The sequence below is a fragment of the Laedolimicola ammoniilytica genome (assembly GCF_025567165.1).
In the GTDB taxonomy this organism is placed as follows: Bacteria; Bacillota; Clostridia; order Lachnospirales; family Lachnospiraceae; genus Laedolimicola; species Laedolimicola ammoniilytica.
In genome coordinates this window covers 28,243-42,840 of record NZ_JAOQKC010000013.1, presented here as the reverse complement: position 1 = coordinate 42,840, position 14,598 = coordinate 28,243, and the positions used below count along the sequence as shown (strand labels likewise).

General features: G+C 51.5%; 12 protein-coding genes. 3 read left to right on the top strand and 9 right to left on the bottom strand.

Translation table 11 applies throughout. The features are described from left to right. Positions 1 to 4 precede the first annotated feature (4 nt). Entirely contained in the window at positions 5 to 1,126 is a 1,122-nt protein-coding gene (locus tag OCV63_RS10640) for a M20 metallopeptidase family protein (protein ID WP_262670805.1), read from the bottom strand. A 282-nt stretch (positions 1,127 to 1,408) separates the two neighbouring features. On the opposite strand from OCV63_RS10640, the gene OCV63_RS10635 reads away from it, so the two are divergent. Next, a complete protein-coding gene (locus tag OCV63_RS10635; RefSeq protein WP_158363781.1) occupies positions 1,409 to 3,232 on the top strand; it encodes a Na/Pi cotransporter family protein in 1,824 nt (607 codons plus the stop codon). Positions 3,233 to 3,341: 109 nt separating this feature from the next. Here the strand turns inward: OCV63_RS10635 and OCV63_RS10630 are convergent, their stop codons facing one another. The 3 genes from OCV63_RS10630 to OCV63_RS10620 form a co-directional block, all read right to left on the bottom strand. Then, positions 3,342 to 3,575, bottom strand: coding sequence for a hypothetical protein (locus OCV63_RS10630; RefSeq protein ID WP_158363780.1), 234 nt, complete (start codon positions 3,573 to 3,575; stop codon positions 3,342 to 3,344). A 111-nt stretch (positions 3,576 to 3,686) separates the two neighbouring features. Beyond that, positions 3,687 to 4,526: a DegV family protein gene (locus OCV63_RS10625; RefSeq protein ID WP_158363779.1), complete on the bottom strand. Its 840-nt coding sequence runs from the start codon at positions 4,524 to 4,526 to the stop codon at positions 3,687 to 3,689. A 148-nt stretch (positions 4,527 to 4,674) separates the two neighbouring features. Then, a complete protein-coding gene (locus OCV63_RS10620) occupies positions 4,675 to 5,958 on the bottom strand; it encodes a M18 family aminopeptidase (protein WP_158363778.1) in 1,284 nt (427 codons plus the stop codon). A 204-nt stretch (positions 5,959 to 6,162) separates the two neighbouring features. Between OCV63_RS10620 and OCV63_RS10615 the strand changes: the two genes are divergently transcribed. Beyond that, positions 6,163 to 6,666: a DUF5721 family protein gene (locus tag OCV63_RS10615; protein ID WP_158363777.1), complete on the top strand. Its 504-nt coding sequence runs from the start codon at positions 6,163 to 6,165 to the stop codon at positions 6,664 to 6,666. 1 nt (position 6,667) lies between these two features. Here the strand turns inward: OCV63_RS10615 and OCV63_RS10610 are convergent, their stop codons facing one another. The 4 genes from OCV63_RS10610 to OCV63_RS10595 are packed head-to-tail and all read right to left on the bottom strand — an operon-like array spanning position 6,668 to position 10,500. After that, on the bottom strand, positions 6,668 to 7,807 hold the full coding sequence (locus OCV63_RS10610; protein WP_158363776.1) for a DHHW family protein: 1,140 nt from the start codon (positions 7,805 to 7,807) through the stop codon (positions 6,668 to 6,670). Between the two features lie 12 nt (positions 7,808 to 7,819). Then, complete coding sequence (locus OCV63_RS10605; protein WP_158363775.1) at positions 7,820 to 9,211, bottom strand: MBOAT family O-acyltransferase; 1,392 nt, start codon at positions 9,209 to 9,211, stop codon at positions 7,820 to 7,822. Between the two features lie 21 nt (positions 9,212 to 9,232). Next, the gene (locus tag OCV63_RS10600) at positions 9,233 to 9,718 is read right to left on the bottom strand and encodes a DUF4358 domain-containing protein (protein WP_158363774.1); all 486 of its coding nucleotides are present in this window, start codon (positions 9,716 to 9,718) and stop codon (positions 9,233 to 9,235) included. Next, complete coding sequence (locus tag OCV63_RS10595) at positions 9,715 to 10,500, bottom strand: GDSL-type esterase/lipase family protein (RefSeq protein WP_262670804.1); 786 nt, start codon at positions 10,498 to 10,500, stop codon at positions 9,715 to 9,717. The genes OCV63_RS10600 and OCV63_RS10595 overlap by 4 nt, the downstream gene beginning before the upstream one ends. Positions 10,501 to 10,793: 293 nt before the next feature. Here OCV63_RS10595 and htpG point away from each other — a divergent pair, with 293 nt between their 5' ends. Then, positions 10,794 to 12,845 (top strand): molecular chaperone HtpG, encoded by a 2,052-nt coding sequence (htpG, locus tag OCV63_RS10590; RefSeq protein WP_158363772.1) that lies wholly within the window; start codon positions 10,794 to 10,796, stop codon positions 12,843 to 12,845. 142 nt (positions 12,846 to 12,987) lie between these two features. On the opposite strand, the gene xylB is transcribed toward htpG, so the two are convergent. Beyond that, a complete protein-coding gene (gene xylB / locus OCV63_RS10585) occupies positions 12,988 to 14,475 on the bottom strand; it encodes a xylulokinase (RefSeq protein ID WP_158363771.1) in 1,488 nt (495 codons plus the stop codon). Between the last annotated feature and the right edge of the window lie 123 nt (positions 14,476 to 14,598).

Below are 14,598 nucleotides of genomic sequence, written 5' to 3'. Positions count from 1 at the left end.
TATCTTACAGGAGCTTTAAAAAGCTCTCCGCCGTCCGCATAAGCAGCCCGTCCGGGTACTCGTAAGTCTCTGTGTGAAGCCCCGGATACTCCACACCTGCTCCGATGCCGAAGAACGCCCCCCGGCAATGATTCAGGTAATGGCCGAAGTCCTCACTCCAGCGCATGGGCTCCTGCAGGATGCGGCCGCCACAGACTTTTAATACCTTTTTGGCGCAGGCGCTGTCATTTTCTGCGGCAGGGAAGACGTCCTGCTCCTCTGTCTCCAGGATAAGGCCGTCCTGTACCGCCAGTTCTTCCGCACGGGTCAGTACCATTTGACGCAATTTTTTCAGATCCGCGCCCCGCTCCGCCCGGAGGGTCAGCCAGACCTCCGCTTTCTCAGCCGCCGCGCCGAAGGCTTTTTCTCCCATCTGTACGCCGATGACGGTGCAAAGAGCCATACCGCTGTAGCCGTGTTCTTTCTTATTTAAAAATGACGGAATCCCGGTCAGAATCTGTCCCACAGCCGGGGCCGGGGAGATTCCCAGCTCCGGATAGGCTGCGTGGGTGGGTTTGCCGATAAAACGTAAGGTCAGGCCCTCGGAGCCGCAGGCAAAGGTTCCTTCCTTTGTATACACTTCGCCGAAGGCAAAACCCGGCAGATTATGCGCGCCATAGATTTCTTCGATCTCTTCCTTATCAAAGAGTTCACAGCAGGGCGCCGCGCCCGCGCCGGTCTCCTCGGCGGGCTGAAACAGAAAGTATACATTTCTGCCGGGATCCCGGCCCTCTTTTACCTGCTGCTCCAACAGAAGCACCGCGCCGCAGAGGGCCGACGCGTGGCCGTCGTGGCCGCAGAGATGAGCCGCGCCGCCCTCCGGTAAGGCCAATGCATCATAATCAGCCCGGAACGCGACGCCCTTTTTCGCCGAATCCGCCGTGCTGCTTCGGTAAACCGCGTAAAAACCTCCGCCACAGTCGTGAAGTTCCAAATTGGTACTTTCTTCCAGGAATTGCTTTAAGGCAGCCTTCGTCTTCCGTTCCTGCCCCGAGATCTCCGGGCAGGTATGGAGCCGATGCCGTAGTTCCTTTATCTGATTCTCGATCCGGCTTTTTGCAGTATTCCATTCTTCTGTCTGTTTCATTGCTTCACTCTTCTCTCTTTTTATCCCCTGTCCATCCCGTTTTGCCATGGACTTTTATTTCTTTTCTTCTGATACAGATTTATTTTAGCAGACCCATTTTTCCTTTTCAAGTTTTTAGAGGCTGCGCCTGTTCTTCGGCAGATCCTCCTCATCCTTCCCTGTTTTTGTAAATTTTACATTGAATTTTCATAAAAATGCAGTTAAGGGATTGTAAAACTCGCGTAAACTATCATATAATAGAAATGTTCGTGTAAATGAAAAAAACACTTAGGAGAAAAAACAATGAATGGAATATCAATTATCCTGACACTGTTAAGCGGAGTCGCTCTATTCCTTTTCGGTATGTCCATGATGGGCGACGGACTGAAACGGGTGGCAGGAAATAAGCTGGAGCTGGTGCTCTACAAGCTCACCAGCACGCCCTTAAAGGGTATTCTTCTGGGAACTGCCGTGACCGCCATCATCCAGTCCTCCTCAGCTACCACCGTCATGGTGGTCGGATTTGTAAACTCCGGTATGATGAAGGTGGCCCAGGCCATCGGTATCATCATGGGAGCCAACATCGGTACCAGTGTGACCGGCTGGATCCTCTGTCTGTCTTACATCGACGGCTCCAGTGGCATCGCCCAGCTTCTGTCCACCGCTACCATTTCCGCGGTAGTGGCTATCATCGGTATCATTTTCAAGATGTTCGTGAAGAAGACCACTTATAAAAATGTGGGCGACATCATGCTGGGCTTCTCTATTCTGATGGTAGGCATGCAGACCATGAGCGGCGCTGTCTCTCCCTTAAAGGAGAGTTCCTACTTCGTCAATCTGCTGACCACCTTTGAGAACCCGTTCATGGGTATTCTGGTGGGTATCGCTTTCACCGCCGTGCTACAGAGCGCGTCCGCTTCCGTCGGTATCCTGCAGGCCCTGTCCATGACCGGCAGCATCAGCTTTGCGGCGTCTCTTCCGATTACCATGGGTATCGGCGTCGGCGCGGCTTGTCCGGTGCTTCTCTCTTCCATCGGAACCAACAAGAACGGTAAGCGTACTGCCCTGATCTATCTGCTGAACGACCTGTTCGGTATGATTTTCTGGTCCATTGTATTCTACACGGTCAATGCTTTCGTGCATTTCCCGTTCATGGATATGACTATGCGGCCTGTGACCATCGCGCTTATGAACTCCGTGTTCCGTATGGCGACCATTCTGGTATTGGTGCCCTTTATCGGACTCATCGAGAAATTCGTCTTCTGGCTTGTGAAGGATGACCCGGAGGAGCTGGAGGATCAGGCAGACTTCGATCTGCTGGAGGAGCGTTTCCTGGCTTACCCGGCCCTGGCTATCACCCAGAGCCATACCGCTATGAACGGCATGGCCAAAAAGGCCCGCAAGAATCTGAGCCGTTCCTTCGCCCTTCTGAAGGATTTCTCCCAGGAGAAATACAACAAGATTCAGGAAAAGGAAAACCTCATTGATAAATACGAGGACAAGCTGGGAACCTACCTGATGCAGCTGACCGGTCAGCCCATGAACAGCACCCAGACCCAGCAGGTATCCGAATTTCTGCACACCTTAAGCGACTTTGAGCGTCTGGGCGACCACGCCGTCAATATTTCCAAGGTGGCCCTGGAGCTGGCCGAGAAGAAGATCAGCTTCTCCGAATCTGCCCAGTATGAAATCGGCGTGCTAAGCTCTTCCATCCGGGAAATTACCGACCTGACGGTAGACGCCTTCTGTACCGACTCTCTGGAGATGGCGAAAAAGGTAGAGCCTCTGCGCGAGCTCATCGGTATGCTCTGTAACGAGCTGAAGAACCGTCACATTACCCGTCTTCGGGAGGGCAAATGTGAATTCCAGCAGGGCTTCGCCTTCAACGATCTGCTGACCAACCTGGAACGTGTGGCAGCCCACTGCTCCAACGTGGCCGTAGCCATGATTGAGACCAACAGCTCTGAGTTCGATACCCACGAGTACGTTAAGAGCGTCCGTCATATGCGGGATGAGGCTTATCAGGAGTGTTTCAATGCTTATGCGGAGAAGTATAATATTGCAGCTCCGGAAAAGAACGAGAAGAGCGAGAAGAAAGAGAATAAAGAAGCTAAAAAAGCCAAATAATTTTACCCAAAAGATTCGCACAAAAGTGTGCGAATCTTTTTTTACGCAAAAACCGCATGTCGGAATGGCATGCGGTTTTCTTCATCTTCCATATACGAATATTCTGTCCCTACTGCTGCAATGTGTTCATATACTCATCAATCGCCGTAGTGGTGATCGCTACATCTGATGTATCCGGTTTGTTAGCGCTATCGTAGATGGAATAGCCAAGCCAGCATACCAGCGCCAGCGCCACCAAGCCTGCGCAAAGCTTCACAAGAAACTTTTCCCGCTTTTCCTTCGCCATAATCTGCTTCCGGTTGGCTTTCTGCTCTTTGTAACGATCTACTTTTTCCTGACTCATAATCTCGATTTCCTCTCTCGCTTTTTCACGGAATCCAGTCGGACTTCGTTCTGCTGCTTTTTATTATAGCATAACTTTGTGAAAAAGCTATGAAAAAATTATTCTTTTTCCTTACGCCACCACAATAATGCCGCCGTCGCTGGCATAGAGGCTACTGACTCCGGCTGTATCCAGAATCAGGAAATCCTTCACAGAAATCCGTTTTGCAATCTCTTCTTTCACAAACTGCGCCCGCTCGGGACAATTGCAATGGGAAATCGCCACAATCTTCTCTGCCGGATTCTTTATCTCCTCTGCCACGTAATCGGCCATACGCTTCAGCGCCCGGTTCATGCCCCTGGCCTGATCCTTCTGGCAGATGGTTCCCTGGGGGGTAGCTCCCATGACCGGCTTGATATTCAGGGCATTTGCCACAAAGGCCTTCAGATTGCTCAGACGGCCATTCTTCCGGAGGGCCTCCAGCGATTCCAACACAAAATACGTATGCTGATCCGCAATGTACGCGTCCACGGCAGCAATCACGTCCTCAAAGCTCATGCCGGCCTTTTCACAGGCTTCAATCTTCAGGGCAATCAACGTCTCTCCGATGGAGGCAGAGCGGGAATTAAAGATATGGATTTTCTTTTCCCCATATTCCTCCTCGTACAGCTTCTTACCCAGCTCTGCGCTGTTATAGGAGCCGCTCAGCTCTGCGGAAAGCGTCACCGCGTATACGTGATCCGCGTCGCAGGTGTAGGCTTCCATGTACCGGTGCGGAGACGGACAGGAGGACTTGGGACAATTGGGGCTGGCAGCCACTCTTTTCAGAAAGTCTGCCTGATCAAAGGTCTCATCGTCCACAATCAGATGTCCGTCAATATCCAGGGTCAGCGGCACACGTTCAAAGTGCCCGTCCTTCTTATAGCTTTCCGGCAGTTCTCCGCAGCTGTCCATGACAATCTTATAACTCATAACGTTCCCATTCCTCCACTGTCTCTATTTTCAACCGCTCAACATCTTCACGGTTTCCATACAAAATCTCATGATCTCAAAATTGTTTTATGTAGTTTTAAATACTACATTACATATTAGCACAACGCTATGAGCTTTTCAATACCTTTTATGATAAACTGTAAAATGCCTGCACCAGCCGCACCAGACTCTCCTGATCTGCGGTTCCCATCAGTTCCCGGCTGGAATGCATGGCCAGAAGCGGAACGCCGATATCCACGGTCCGGATGGGCAGAATGGAGGACGCAATGGAGCCCAGGGTACTGCCGCCCGCACTGTCGGAGCGGTTCACAAACTTCTGACAGGGAATCTCCCCGCTGTCACAGATCTGCTGGACGATGGCCACGGCCTCGCTGTCGGTGGCGTAGGACTGACTGCAGGCCTCCTTGATGCAGACGCCCTTTCCCAGCACGTTCTGATTGGTGGGATCATGCTTGTCCGTATGATTGGGATGGATTCCGTGGGCCACGTCCACGGAGAGCAGCATGCTGTCCCCGTAGGCTTCCAGAAACTGATCGCGGCCTCCGTCCAGAGCCAGCAGAATCCGCTCCAGCACCGCCGACAGGAGGGTGGAACCTGCGCCCTGCTTGGTACGGCTGCCGATCTCCTCGTGGTCGAAATAGGCAGCCACGTTGATTCCCCGCTCCCGACCGCCTTCTATCATAGCTGTAGTAATGGCCTGGACGCTGGTCAGATTGTCCAGACGGGGTGAGGAAATAAATTCCTCGGAAAGGCCCAGATAATCGCCGGTATCCGTATTGTAAAGTCCCAGCTCGTACTCCAGGATATCTTCTTTCTTCACCTGCAGCCGCTCCGCCAGACGGGTCAGGAACTCCTCGGAATCCTCCAGGCCGAAGACCGGAAGCATATCCTTCTGGCGGTTCAGCTCCACGCCCTTATTGACCTCCCGGTTCATGTGGATAGCCAGGTTCGGGATGGTCAGGAAAGGTTTTTTAAAGTCCACTAAGCGCATCTGGGGATGGAAGACGTCGTCACTTCGCAGCGCCACCCGTCCGGAAGCAGACAGGGGACGATCCAGCCAGGTATTTAAAATGGCGCCTCCGTAAACCTCCACATTGAGCTGGCGGTAGCCCGCCTTCTTCACCTCCGGCGAGGGCTTGATCCGCAGTCCCGGGAAGTCTGTATGAGCCGCCGCCATGCGGAAGGCGTCACCGGTCCGGTAGCATTTCCCGATGGCAAACGCCACCAGACTGGTTCCATGGTGAACCAGATAGTAACGGCCTCCCTTTTCCAGTTTCCAGTTTTTTCCCAACTGCACTTTTTTAAAACCTGCCTCCTGAAACTGCCGCTCCACGCTGGCGGTCACATGGAAGGGCGAGGTCCCCTCCTCGGTGAGCTGCAGGAGTTTTTCGGCGTGATCAATTTTATTCATAGGGATGTTCCTCCTTTGTCATGTTTTTCTATCTCACAGTATACATGAATTTTTACTTTCTGTGAACTATTTATCGAAAGCTCTGCTACCTATAAAACGAGTATAAAACGATATTTTCAAATCCAGGCTCTGTTTTCATTGAATTACCGGTTCGTTCTGTGTATACTAAAAACAGACTTTATTCTATTTTCACAGGAGGTTTCTATGATTTCTTTTCAGATGGAAGACGTAAAGGCTTTCATGAACCGGCTTTTACTTTCCCGGACCTTCGATGCGTTCCATGTGGTGGAGGGCAGTATCATCACCTACAGCACCTTCCATTTCGACGGGCATCTGCATCCGGACTATTATACAAAAGAAGAACAGGAAGCCCTGGGGCTTTCTGCGCGCCGTTTCGCGCGTTGGCAGGAATTAAAGCCCTTCTGCCTGGAGCTTATCAAGGGGAAACGGACGCCTCTGGGCTTTCGCTTTACCTTCCAGCTCTCACCGGAAAATACGGAAAAATTACTAAACCAGACCGCTTCCCCCTTTTCTGTGGGAGATGTAAACGGTCTGGCCTTAAATATCCGTTATGAGGAGGGTAACATCATCTGTACTACCGCCCTGTCTTTAAATCTCTTTACCATGGATAAATCTCTGGAGCACGCCTGGGATCAGATGGTTCAGCGCTTCTTCCTCACGCAGGATCTGGCCTTTCATCTGCTGTAGCCTATTCCAGTACATAGTGCAGTACATCGTCCTCCAGAAAGGTATTCAGGTTGTACAGAAACAGTACATCCGTAAAGCCATACTGCTTCATCAGCTTCTCTGCGCTGTCATAATAATATCTGGGATCCACCAGCACGATTTCTTCAAAGTCACCAGTCAGGAAGGGAACGAAGCAGTTGGCGTAGGAATCCTTTATAAGAAGCAGCTTCCGTCCGGTAGAAGCCATGGTCCGGATCTCCGTCAGCGGATGATTGCCGTTTAAAAACATTCCATACTTGTCCCTGGTTTTCAGCTTCTCTGCCGCGTACAGAGAGGCTGATTTTGTCTGCTCCTGCACATAGGTGACCACCAGTTCCTCTTCCTGATCCGGCCAGTACACCTCTATGGTATCGTCCGGTACCCGGTATCCGCTCCGGGCGGCCAGGGTTCCCTGAAAGCTGTCCGACACCGGGTACAGCTTCTTTTCCTCCCCGTTTTCCGCGCCCGGAAGTCCCATCTGTCCGGCTGCGCTCTGGTAGGCGTACCGCGCCCCCAGGGTCGTCCAGTGATGATCCGTCCGGTAATAGAGGGATTCCTCCCGGTGCTCCCGCAGCATTTCATACAGCGGGATTTCGGTCACCGGATTTTCCTTTTTCTCAAGATAGCTTCGGATTTCCTCCAGCTGTTCCGCCTGATCCGCCACCGGCGCGTACGCCGGAAGCTTCTCCCTCTGTACCGACGCCGCATCCGGCACCAGCATCAGATAGCATTTCACGCCCGTCTGTTTCCGGCAAAAAGCGCCTATGGCGTCCAGATTTTCCCAGACATTTTCCGAAAGCTTCGACGGCTCCTCCAGAAGCTGTCCCTCGCCCAGATAGACATCCCCGGATTTATTTTTTCCGAGCAGACGATCCGCTGCCGTCTGCAGCCTGATCCACTCTCTGCGGAAAATAAACTGATCCGTCTGATATTTTTCAAAGTTCCCCATAAAACGGCCGTCTGCCAGATCCGCCCAGCTAAAGACCGGCTTCTGCTGCAGCATCCGGTTCTCTGTATCGGAAAATGCCGTATCCTTATGAAAATAATTGGCTGCGGTAAATCCGGCCAGCAATACTGCAAAGCCCAGTCCCAGCAATTGATTCATACGTCTTCTGTCTCTCATACGCAAGCTCCTTTAAAACCGGAAATACAGAAACGGATTGTAGGTATCCCGGATAAGATAGGCCACCGCCAGTAAAAACAGCGCCAGATATCCGGCCAGGATCAGTCCGTCCCACCACTCATTTTCTTCCAGCTTTCTTAAGAGTCCAAAGGGCAGCGGCGTGGAAAAAAGCACCGCCAGAAGGAACAGAACGAGACCGGTCGTCAGATAATAAAGTCCCGCTGTATCCACCGCGCCTGCCGCGCCCTGTCCGAACATCACCGCCAGATACTGTCCTGCCGCGGACAGATTCGGACGGAAGAAAAATACCCAGCCAACCATGACCAGGAACAGGGTATAGAGATGTCCCAGAAGTGGCAATTTTTCTATCTTTCCTTTTAATACATATTTTTCAAAAATCAGCAAAATTCCGTAATACAGACCCCAGACCACAAAATTCCAGCTTGCTCCGTGCCAGAGTCCCGTACAGAACCAGACCACCAGCAGGTTGAAGATATGCCGCCCAGTGGTTACCCGGTTGCCGCCCAGCGGAATATAGACGTATTCCCGGAACCAGGAGCTCAGGGAAATATGCCATCGCCGCCAGAAATCCGTAATGCTTTTAGCGCAATAAGGATAATTGAAATTGGGCCGGAAATCGAAGCCCAGCATTTTTCCGAGGCCGATGGCCATATCCGAATAACCGCTGAAATCAAAATAAATCTGAAGCGTATAGGCAAGAACTCCCAGCCAGGCTGAAAGCACAGACAAGGAGGATAATCCTGTGAGCTCCTGATACATCATGCCCAGGTTGTTGGCCAGGAGCACCTTCTTAGAAAGTCCCGCCACAAAATACCGGACGCCGATTCCAAACTTATTCCAGGACATGTTCCGCTGCTGAAGCTGGGCGTCCACGTCCGCGTACTGAACGATGGGTCCCGCCACCAGCTGGGGAAACATGGAGATGTAAAGGCCGAAGGAAATCAGGTTGGTCTGCCGTCTGGCCTTTCCCCGATACACATCCGCCAGATAGGAAATAGACTGGAAGGTGTAAAAGGACAGACCAATCGGCAGGCTAAAGCTCAGATCCGGAAGCTGCAGGGCGAACCAGTGATACAGATTCTCCGCCAGGAATCCGTAGTATTTGAAAAATCCCAGAATCAGAAGATTCACCAGAATCCCCAGGGTCAGGCTTCCCCTTCCCTGTCTTCCCTTCTCCCGCTGCCTGGCAATGTCCAGACCCATCACGTAATTCCAGAGGATGCTGTAGATCATCAGGCCGATATAGACCGGCTCTCCCCAGGCATAGAAAATGAGGCTCGCAGCCAGCAACACCAGATTCCGGAGTCTTGCAGGCGCCAGATAATACACCGCCAGCACCGGCGGCAGAAACGCAAATAAAAATACAATACTGCTGAAAACCATAGTATGCTCCTAAATTCTCGTCTAGTCTGTCCGAAACAAGTCCTTCCGGTAGGCCTTTTTTATCTCGGCAGCCTGATCGGATACGGCGAACAGCACATAGACGCCATCGCTTCGAAGAACGCTCTGATTCAGAAGCTGCACCTGTTCCGGGCCATAGCCCTCAAAGTTTTTTATCTGGGTGTCCTTCCGCTCCCGGGCAGCCTCCAGCACCTGTTCCGCCTGGCTTTCCGAGCTGCATTCCACCAACAGAAGCTCCTCTACGGACATATTGTCCTGGGCTGTATACAGGATCCAGTGAACCAGTTCCCCGGCGTTCAGTCCGTAGAACCGCCGCAACAGCTGCGCGTTTTCCTGATTTAACCCCGATACCTCCGCGGCAGCTTCCACATCTGCCTGCAGCTTCCCGAAATCCACCTGTCTGGCGGTTCCCTTTACCGCCAGAGAGCCGCCCCCAATCAGGAGCGCCAGCAGCAATAGCTTTGCCAGCTGTAATATCCCGTCTCTCATAGGCCTGCCGCCTCCTCCATATGCGCGAGCCAGAGCGGATAGGGCGCGCTTTTCAGATGCACCGCATCCTTCTGATACCAGTCCTCATGTCCGGCCAGCAGCTGACTGTTGTCGATGTAGGTCAGCTTCCATTTTATACACATCTGTTTCAATGCCTGATTAAAGGTATCCACATCTGCCAGCGCCTGCTTTTTCTCTACCGCCTCCGGCAGCACGGGCAGAATGCCGTTGATGTAGATGGGCAGATCCGGATCCGCATCCCGGATTTCCTGCAGCCGTTCTTCGTAGCGCCGGATAAAAAGCCCGCTGTCTCCCCGGCAGTATTCCAGATCGTTTAAACCAATGGATAAAAACAAAACCTTGGGAGTCAGTTCCAAAGCCTTTTCTATCTCCTTCCCCGCCGTATCCGTCCGAAGCCCCCGCAGTGCCACAATGGAATCCGCGTCAAGAATCTGGTAATCCAGAAAGCCTGTCGCCACCGAATCACCCACCAGAACCGCGCCCTCAAAGCGCTCCACCACCGAGCCTTTGTCTGCCGTTCCCGCTTCGGTCTCCTGTTCCGCCGTTTCCTTTGCCGCCAGCTTCGCCTCTATTGCTTTTACATTTTCCTTTTCCTGCGCCTCAATCCAGGACACTGCCGGGTACTCTTCCGTTTTCTTCCCACTCCCTGCCTGTCCGCTGTATATCAAAATACCGCCTGCCGCCATTACCAGCAGCAGCGTATAAATTCCCCTTATCCTTTGCCGGTGCATTCTTCTTTTCCGTCTCTTTCTTCCTGCCATCTGCCGCATCGTCTCCGTCTGTTTTCTATATAAAATGTTACTTGTTTCAAATTTTATTTATGTATCACAGATATTTTTTTCTTCCTATAAATAGACGGATAACGACATCATTTAGTTTCATCTTTTTTATTATAACATACCCATCTTCTCTCTGTTTATAGATTTTTAAGAAAGTTTATAAATTTTTGTTAGCACTCACCTTGTAAGAGTGCTAATTTTCTATTGACTTTTCAAATCCGCGGCGGTACAATATCTATCAGTATGAAACATCATTATAAAAGGAGTGAATTGCAATGGCAAATACACATGGAAGCCTTTCCATTAACAGTGAAAATATTTTCCCGATTATCAAAAAGTGGCTCTATTCCGACCACGATATCTTTTTCCGTGAGCTGATTTCCAACGGCTGCGACGCTATCACGAAGCTCAAAAAGCTTTCCCTGATTGGCGAATACACCTATCCGGAGGGACATAAAGACAGCGTCCGCGTGGTGGTAAATCCGGAGGACAAAACACTGAAATTCATCGATACCGGACTGGGCATGACGGCAGACGAGGTCGAGGAATACATCAACCAGATCGCCTTTTCCGGCGCGGCTGATTTCCTGGAGAAATACAAGGACAAGGCCAATGACGATCAGATCATCGGTCATTTCGGACTGGGCTTTTACTCTGCCTTCATGGTAGCGGACGAGGTTCATATCGATACCCTTTCCTATCAGGAGGGCGCAAAGCCGGTTCACTGGGAATGTGACGGCGGCACCGAGTACGATATGTCCGAGGGAACCCGCACAGAGATCGGTACCGAGATTACCCTGTTCCTCAATGAGGACTGCCTGGAGTTCGCCAATGAATACCGCGCCCGGGAGGTTATCAGTAAGTACTGCTCCTTCATGCCTGTAGAGATTTTCCTGGAGAAGGCAAATGCGGAACAGGAATACGAAACCATCGACGAGTCCGAGCTTCGTGACGACGATGTGGTGGTCGAGCATATCCATGAGGACGCCAAGACGGAGGAGATCGAAAAAGAGGACGGCACCAAGGAGACCAAAGAGGTATCCCCGGCCCGGGATCGGGTCAAGATCAACAAGCGTCCCGTTTCCTTAAGCGATATCCACCCGCTGTGGACCAAGCACCCCAATGAGTGCTCTGACGAGGAATACAAGGCCTTTTACCGCAAGGTGTTCCAGGATTACAAGGAGCCTCTGTTCTGGATTCACCTGAACATGGATTATCCCTTTAACCTGAAGGGTATCCTGTACTTCCCGAAGATCAATACGGAGTATGATTCCATCGAGGGAACCATCAAGCTGTACAACAACCAGGTATTTATCGCAGATAATATCAAGGAAGTCATTCCGGAATTCCTGATGCTCTTAAAGGGCGTCATCGACTGCCCGGATCTGCCGCTGAACGTATCCCGAAGCGCCCTGCAGAACGACGGCTTTGTAAAGAAGATTTCCGATTACATCTCCAAGAAGGTAGCAGATAAGCTCACCGGTATGTGCAAGACCGATCGGGAAACCTATGAGAAGTACTGGGACGACATCAGCCCGTTTATCAAATTCGGCTGCCTGAAGGATGAGAAATTCTGTGACAAGATGAGCGATTATATCCTGTTCAAGGATCTGGACGGCAAGTATCAGACTCTGAAGGATCTGGTTCCGGAGGAGGAAGCCGCTGATGTGGACGTAGTAGAAAACCCGGACGACAAGCAGGAGGATACCGAGGAGAAGGAGCCGGAAAAGACGACCATCTTCTATGTAACCGACGAGGTACAGCAGAGCCAGTATATCAATCTCTTCCGCGAGGAAGGCAAGAATGCTGTCATCCTGAAGCACAACATCGACGCTCCCTTCATTTCCCATCTGGAAATGAAGAATGACAAGATCAAGTTCCAGCGGATCGACGCGGATCTGACCGAGGACTTTGTAGAGGCTGCAGACGAAGCAGAGCTGAAGGAGACCACCGATTCCCTGACCGAAATCTTCCGGAAGGCTCTCGGCAATGACAAGCTGGACGTAAAAGTAGAGAAGATGAAGAATGAGAATATCTCCTCCATGATTACTCTCTCCGAGGAAAGCCGCAGAATGCAGGATATGATGAAGATGTACAGCATGAACGGCATGGATCTGGGTATGTTCGGCGGCGGAGAAACTCTGGTCCTGAACGCCAATAACAAGCTGGTTCAGTACATTCTGGATCACAAGGACGGCGAACATGTGAATCTGTTCTGCGAGCAGCTTTACGATCTGGCTATGATCAGCCACCAGCCACTGGCGCCGGAGAAGATGACCAAGTTTATCAGCAGAAGTAATGAGATTATGATGCTGCTGGCAAAATAAAAGTGAACCGAAAGAAGGGCTTCTGCAAAACAGAGGCTCTTCTTTTTACTTATATTTCCGCATAAAAAGGAAGCCCAATCCGCTCTGTGAGACAGATGGGGCTTCCTTTTTTAATTCTAAAATACAACTATTACAGATTCACTTACAGTTTCGCAAGCTTCTCATACAGCGGAACCAGGCAATGATATGCCTCATCAAAGACCGGCTTCAGCTCTTCGTAAACCTTCTGGTTCTCTTTCTTCGGTTCTACGTGCTTCTCGAATTTCAGGAAACGCTTGATCTCATCGAAGCTGTCGAAGACGCCCACGCCGACGCCTGCGATAACTGCCGCGCCGATGGAAGTGGCCGCTTCCACACAGTCCGGCATATCAAATTTCACGTTCAGCACATCTGCCAGGATCTGGGTTACCACCTCGCCCTTGGCTCCGCCTCCGGTCAGGTTCATCTGCTCAATCTTCGCCTGCTTCCGGTAGGCCTTCAGAATCAGCTCCATATTCATGGCGATTCCCTCAATCACCGCGCGCACATAATCCTTCTTTTCATGCTCCGGCTTGATTCCCAGAAACGCCGCGCTGGTGTCCGGATTCCACCGGGGGCTCCGCTCACCCAGCATATAAGGCAGGAAAATCAGGTTCTGTGCGCCCGCCGGGGATTTCTCGATGAGCTTGTTCATCTCGTCGTAAGGCATATCGTCGCAGAGAGCCCGCCGTATATACGCATAGGAGCTGCCTGCCGCCTGCATGGTTCCGCAGGGCATGTATTTGCCCGGAATTACATGGGCAAAGCAGAATACAGTCTTATCCGGGTCAATAAAGGGCTCTGTGGTGGTTCCGCCGATCCATGCGGAGGTTCCGTAGGTCAGGTAAAATTCTCCGTCCTTAATGCAGGCTGCGCCCACTGCGGACACCGGGCCGTCGCCGCCGCCGCAGACCACCGGAGTACCTGCGTGAAGCCCGATTTCACCAGCTACCCTGTCCTGAATATAGCCTGCCACATCAATGGAACGCTTTAAGGTCGGCAGCTTCTCCTTGTCAATGCCTGCCGCATTTAAAATCTCGTCTGACCACTCCAGCTTCCGAAGATCCAGCGCCTGGGTGCCGGACGCGTCGGAATAATCGGTCACAAACTCACCGGTCGCTCTCTGGATAATATAATCCTTGGCCTGCAGCATTTTATAGGTCTTCTCATAGACCTCCGGCTCATTGGCTTTCAGCCACATGAGCTTTTCAATGCTGTAGCTGGCCGCTATCCGGTGTCCGGTAATCTGATAAATCCGGTCGGCACCGATGGCGTCCTCCAGCTGCTTCGCCTCTTTGACCGCGCGCATATCCGCCCAGATCATAGAATCCCTGAGGGGTCTTCCGTTCTTATCCACCGGCAGACAGCCCTGCATCTGGGCACTGAAAGACATGGCCGCTACCCGGCTTGCGTCCTCCCCATCCAATACGGCCTTTGTGGCCTCGCAGACTGCGTCCCACCAGTTTTCCGGATCCTGCTCCGCATAATTACCATGAAAAAAATGCACATCATAGGATGCGGTGTAGCTTCGCACCTGCCGTCCCTCTGTGGTAAAAAGCGTCGCCTTGTCCCCCGAGGTTCCCAAATCATGTGCAATCAGAAACTGTTCCATTTTATCTTCTCCTCCTTGTAGTCATAATATTTCCCAATACTTTCTTGCCGATTTCTATTATACTCCCGGGAAGGGGAATCTGTAAACCTCCTGTAACCACCTTTCTGTTTTTATTGACAACTT

Bases quoted from the DNA above. Each gene is read 5' to 3' on its own strand.
- OCV63_RS10615 (WP_158363777.1), top strand. From the start codon at position 6,163: ATGATTTCTTTTCAGATGGAAGACGTAAAGGCTTTCATGAACCGGCTT.
- xylB (WP_158363771.1), bottom strand. From the start codon at position 14,475: ATGGAACAGTTTCTGATTGCACATGATTTGGGAACCTCGGGGGACAAG.
- OCV63_RS10595 (WP_262670804.1), bottom strand. From the start codon at position 10,500: ATGGCAGGAAGAAAGAGACGGAAAAGAAGAATGCACCGGCAAAGGATA.
- OCV63_RS10605 (WP_158363775.1), bottom strand. From the start codon at position 9,211: ATGGTTTTCAGCAGTATTGTATTTTTATTTGCGTTTCTGCCGCCGGTG.
- htpG (WP_158363772.1), top strand. From the start codon at position 10,794: ATGGCAAATACACATGGAAGCCTTTCCATTAACAGTGAAAATATTTTC.
- OCV63_RS10620 (WP_158363778.1), bottom strand. From the start codon at position 5,958: ATGAATAAAATTGATCACGCCGAAAAACTCCTGCAGCTCACCGAGGAG.
- OCV63_RS10635 (WP_158363781.1), top strand. From the start codon at position 1,409: ATGAATGGAATATCAATTATCCTGACACTGTTAAGCGGAGTCGCTCTA.
- OCV63_RS10625 (WP_158363779.1), bottom strand. From the start codon at position 4,526: ATGAGTTATAAGATTGTCATGGACAGCTGCGGAGAACTGCCGGAAAGC.
- OCV63_RS10600 (WP_158363774.1), bottom strand. From the start codon at position 9,718: ATGAGAGACGGGATATTACAGCTGGCAAAGCTATTGCTGCTGGCGCTC.
- OCV63_RS10610 (WP_158363776.1), bottom strand. From the start codon at position 7,807: ATGAGAGACAGAAGACGTATGAATCAATTGCTGGGACTGGGCTTTGCA.
- OCV63_RS10630 (WP_158363780.1), bottom strand. From the start codon at position 3,575: ATGAGTCAGGAAAAAGTAGATCGTTACAAAGAGCAGAAAGCCAACCGG.
- OCV63_RS10640 (WP_262670805.1), bottom strand. From the start codon at position 1,126: ATGAAACAGACAGAAGAATGGAATACTGCAAAAAGCCGGATCGAGAAT.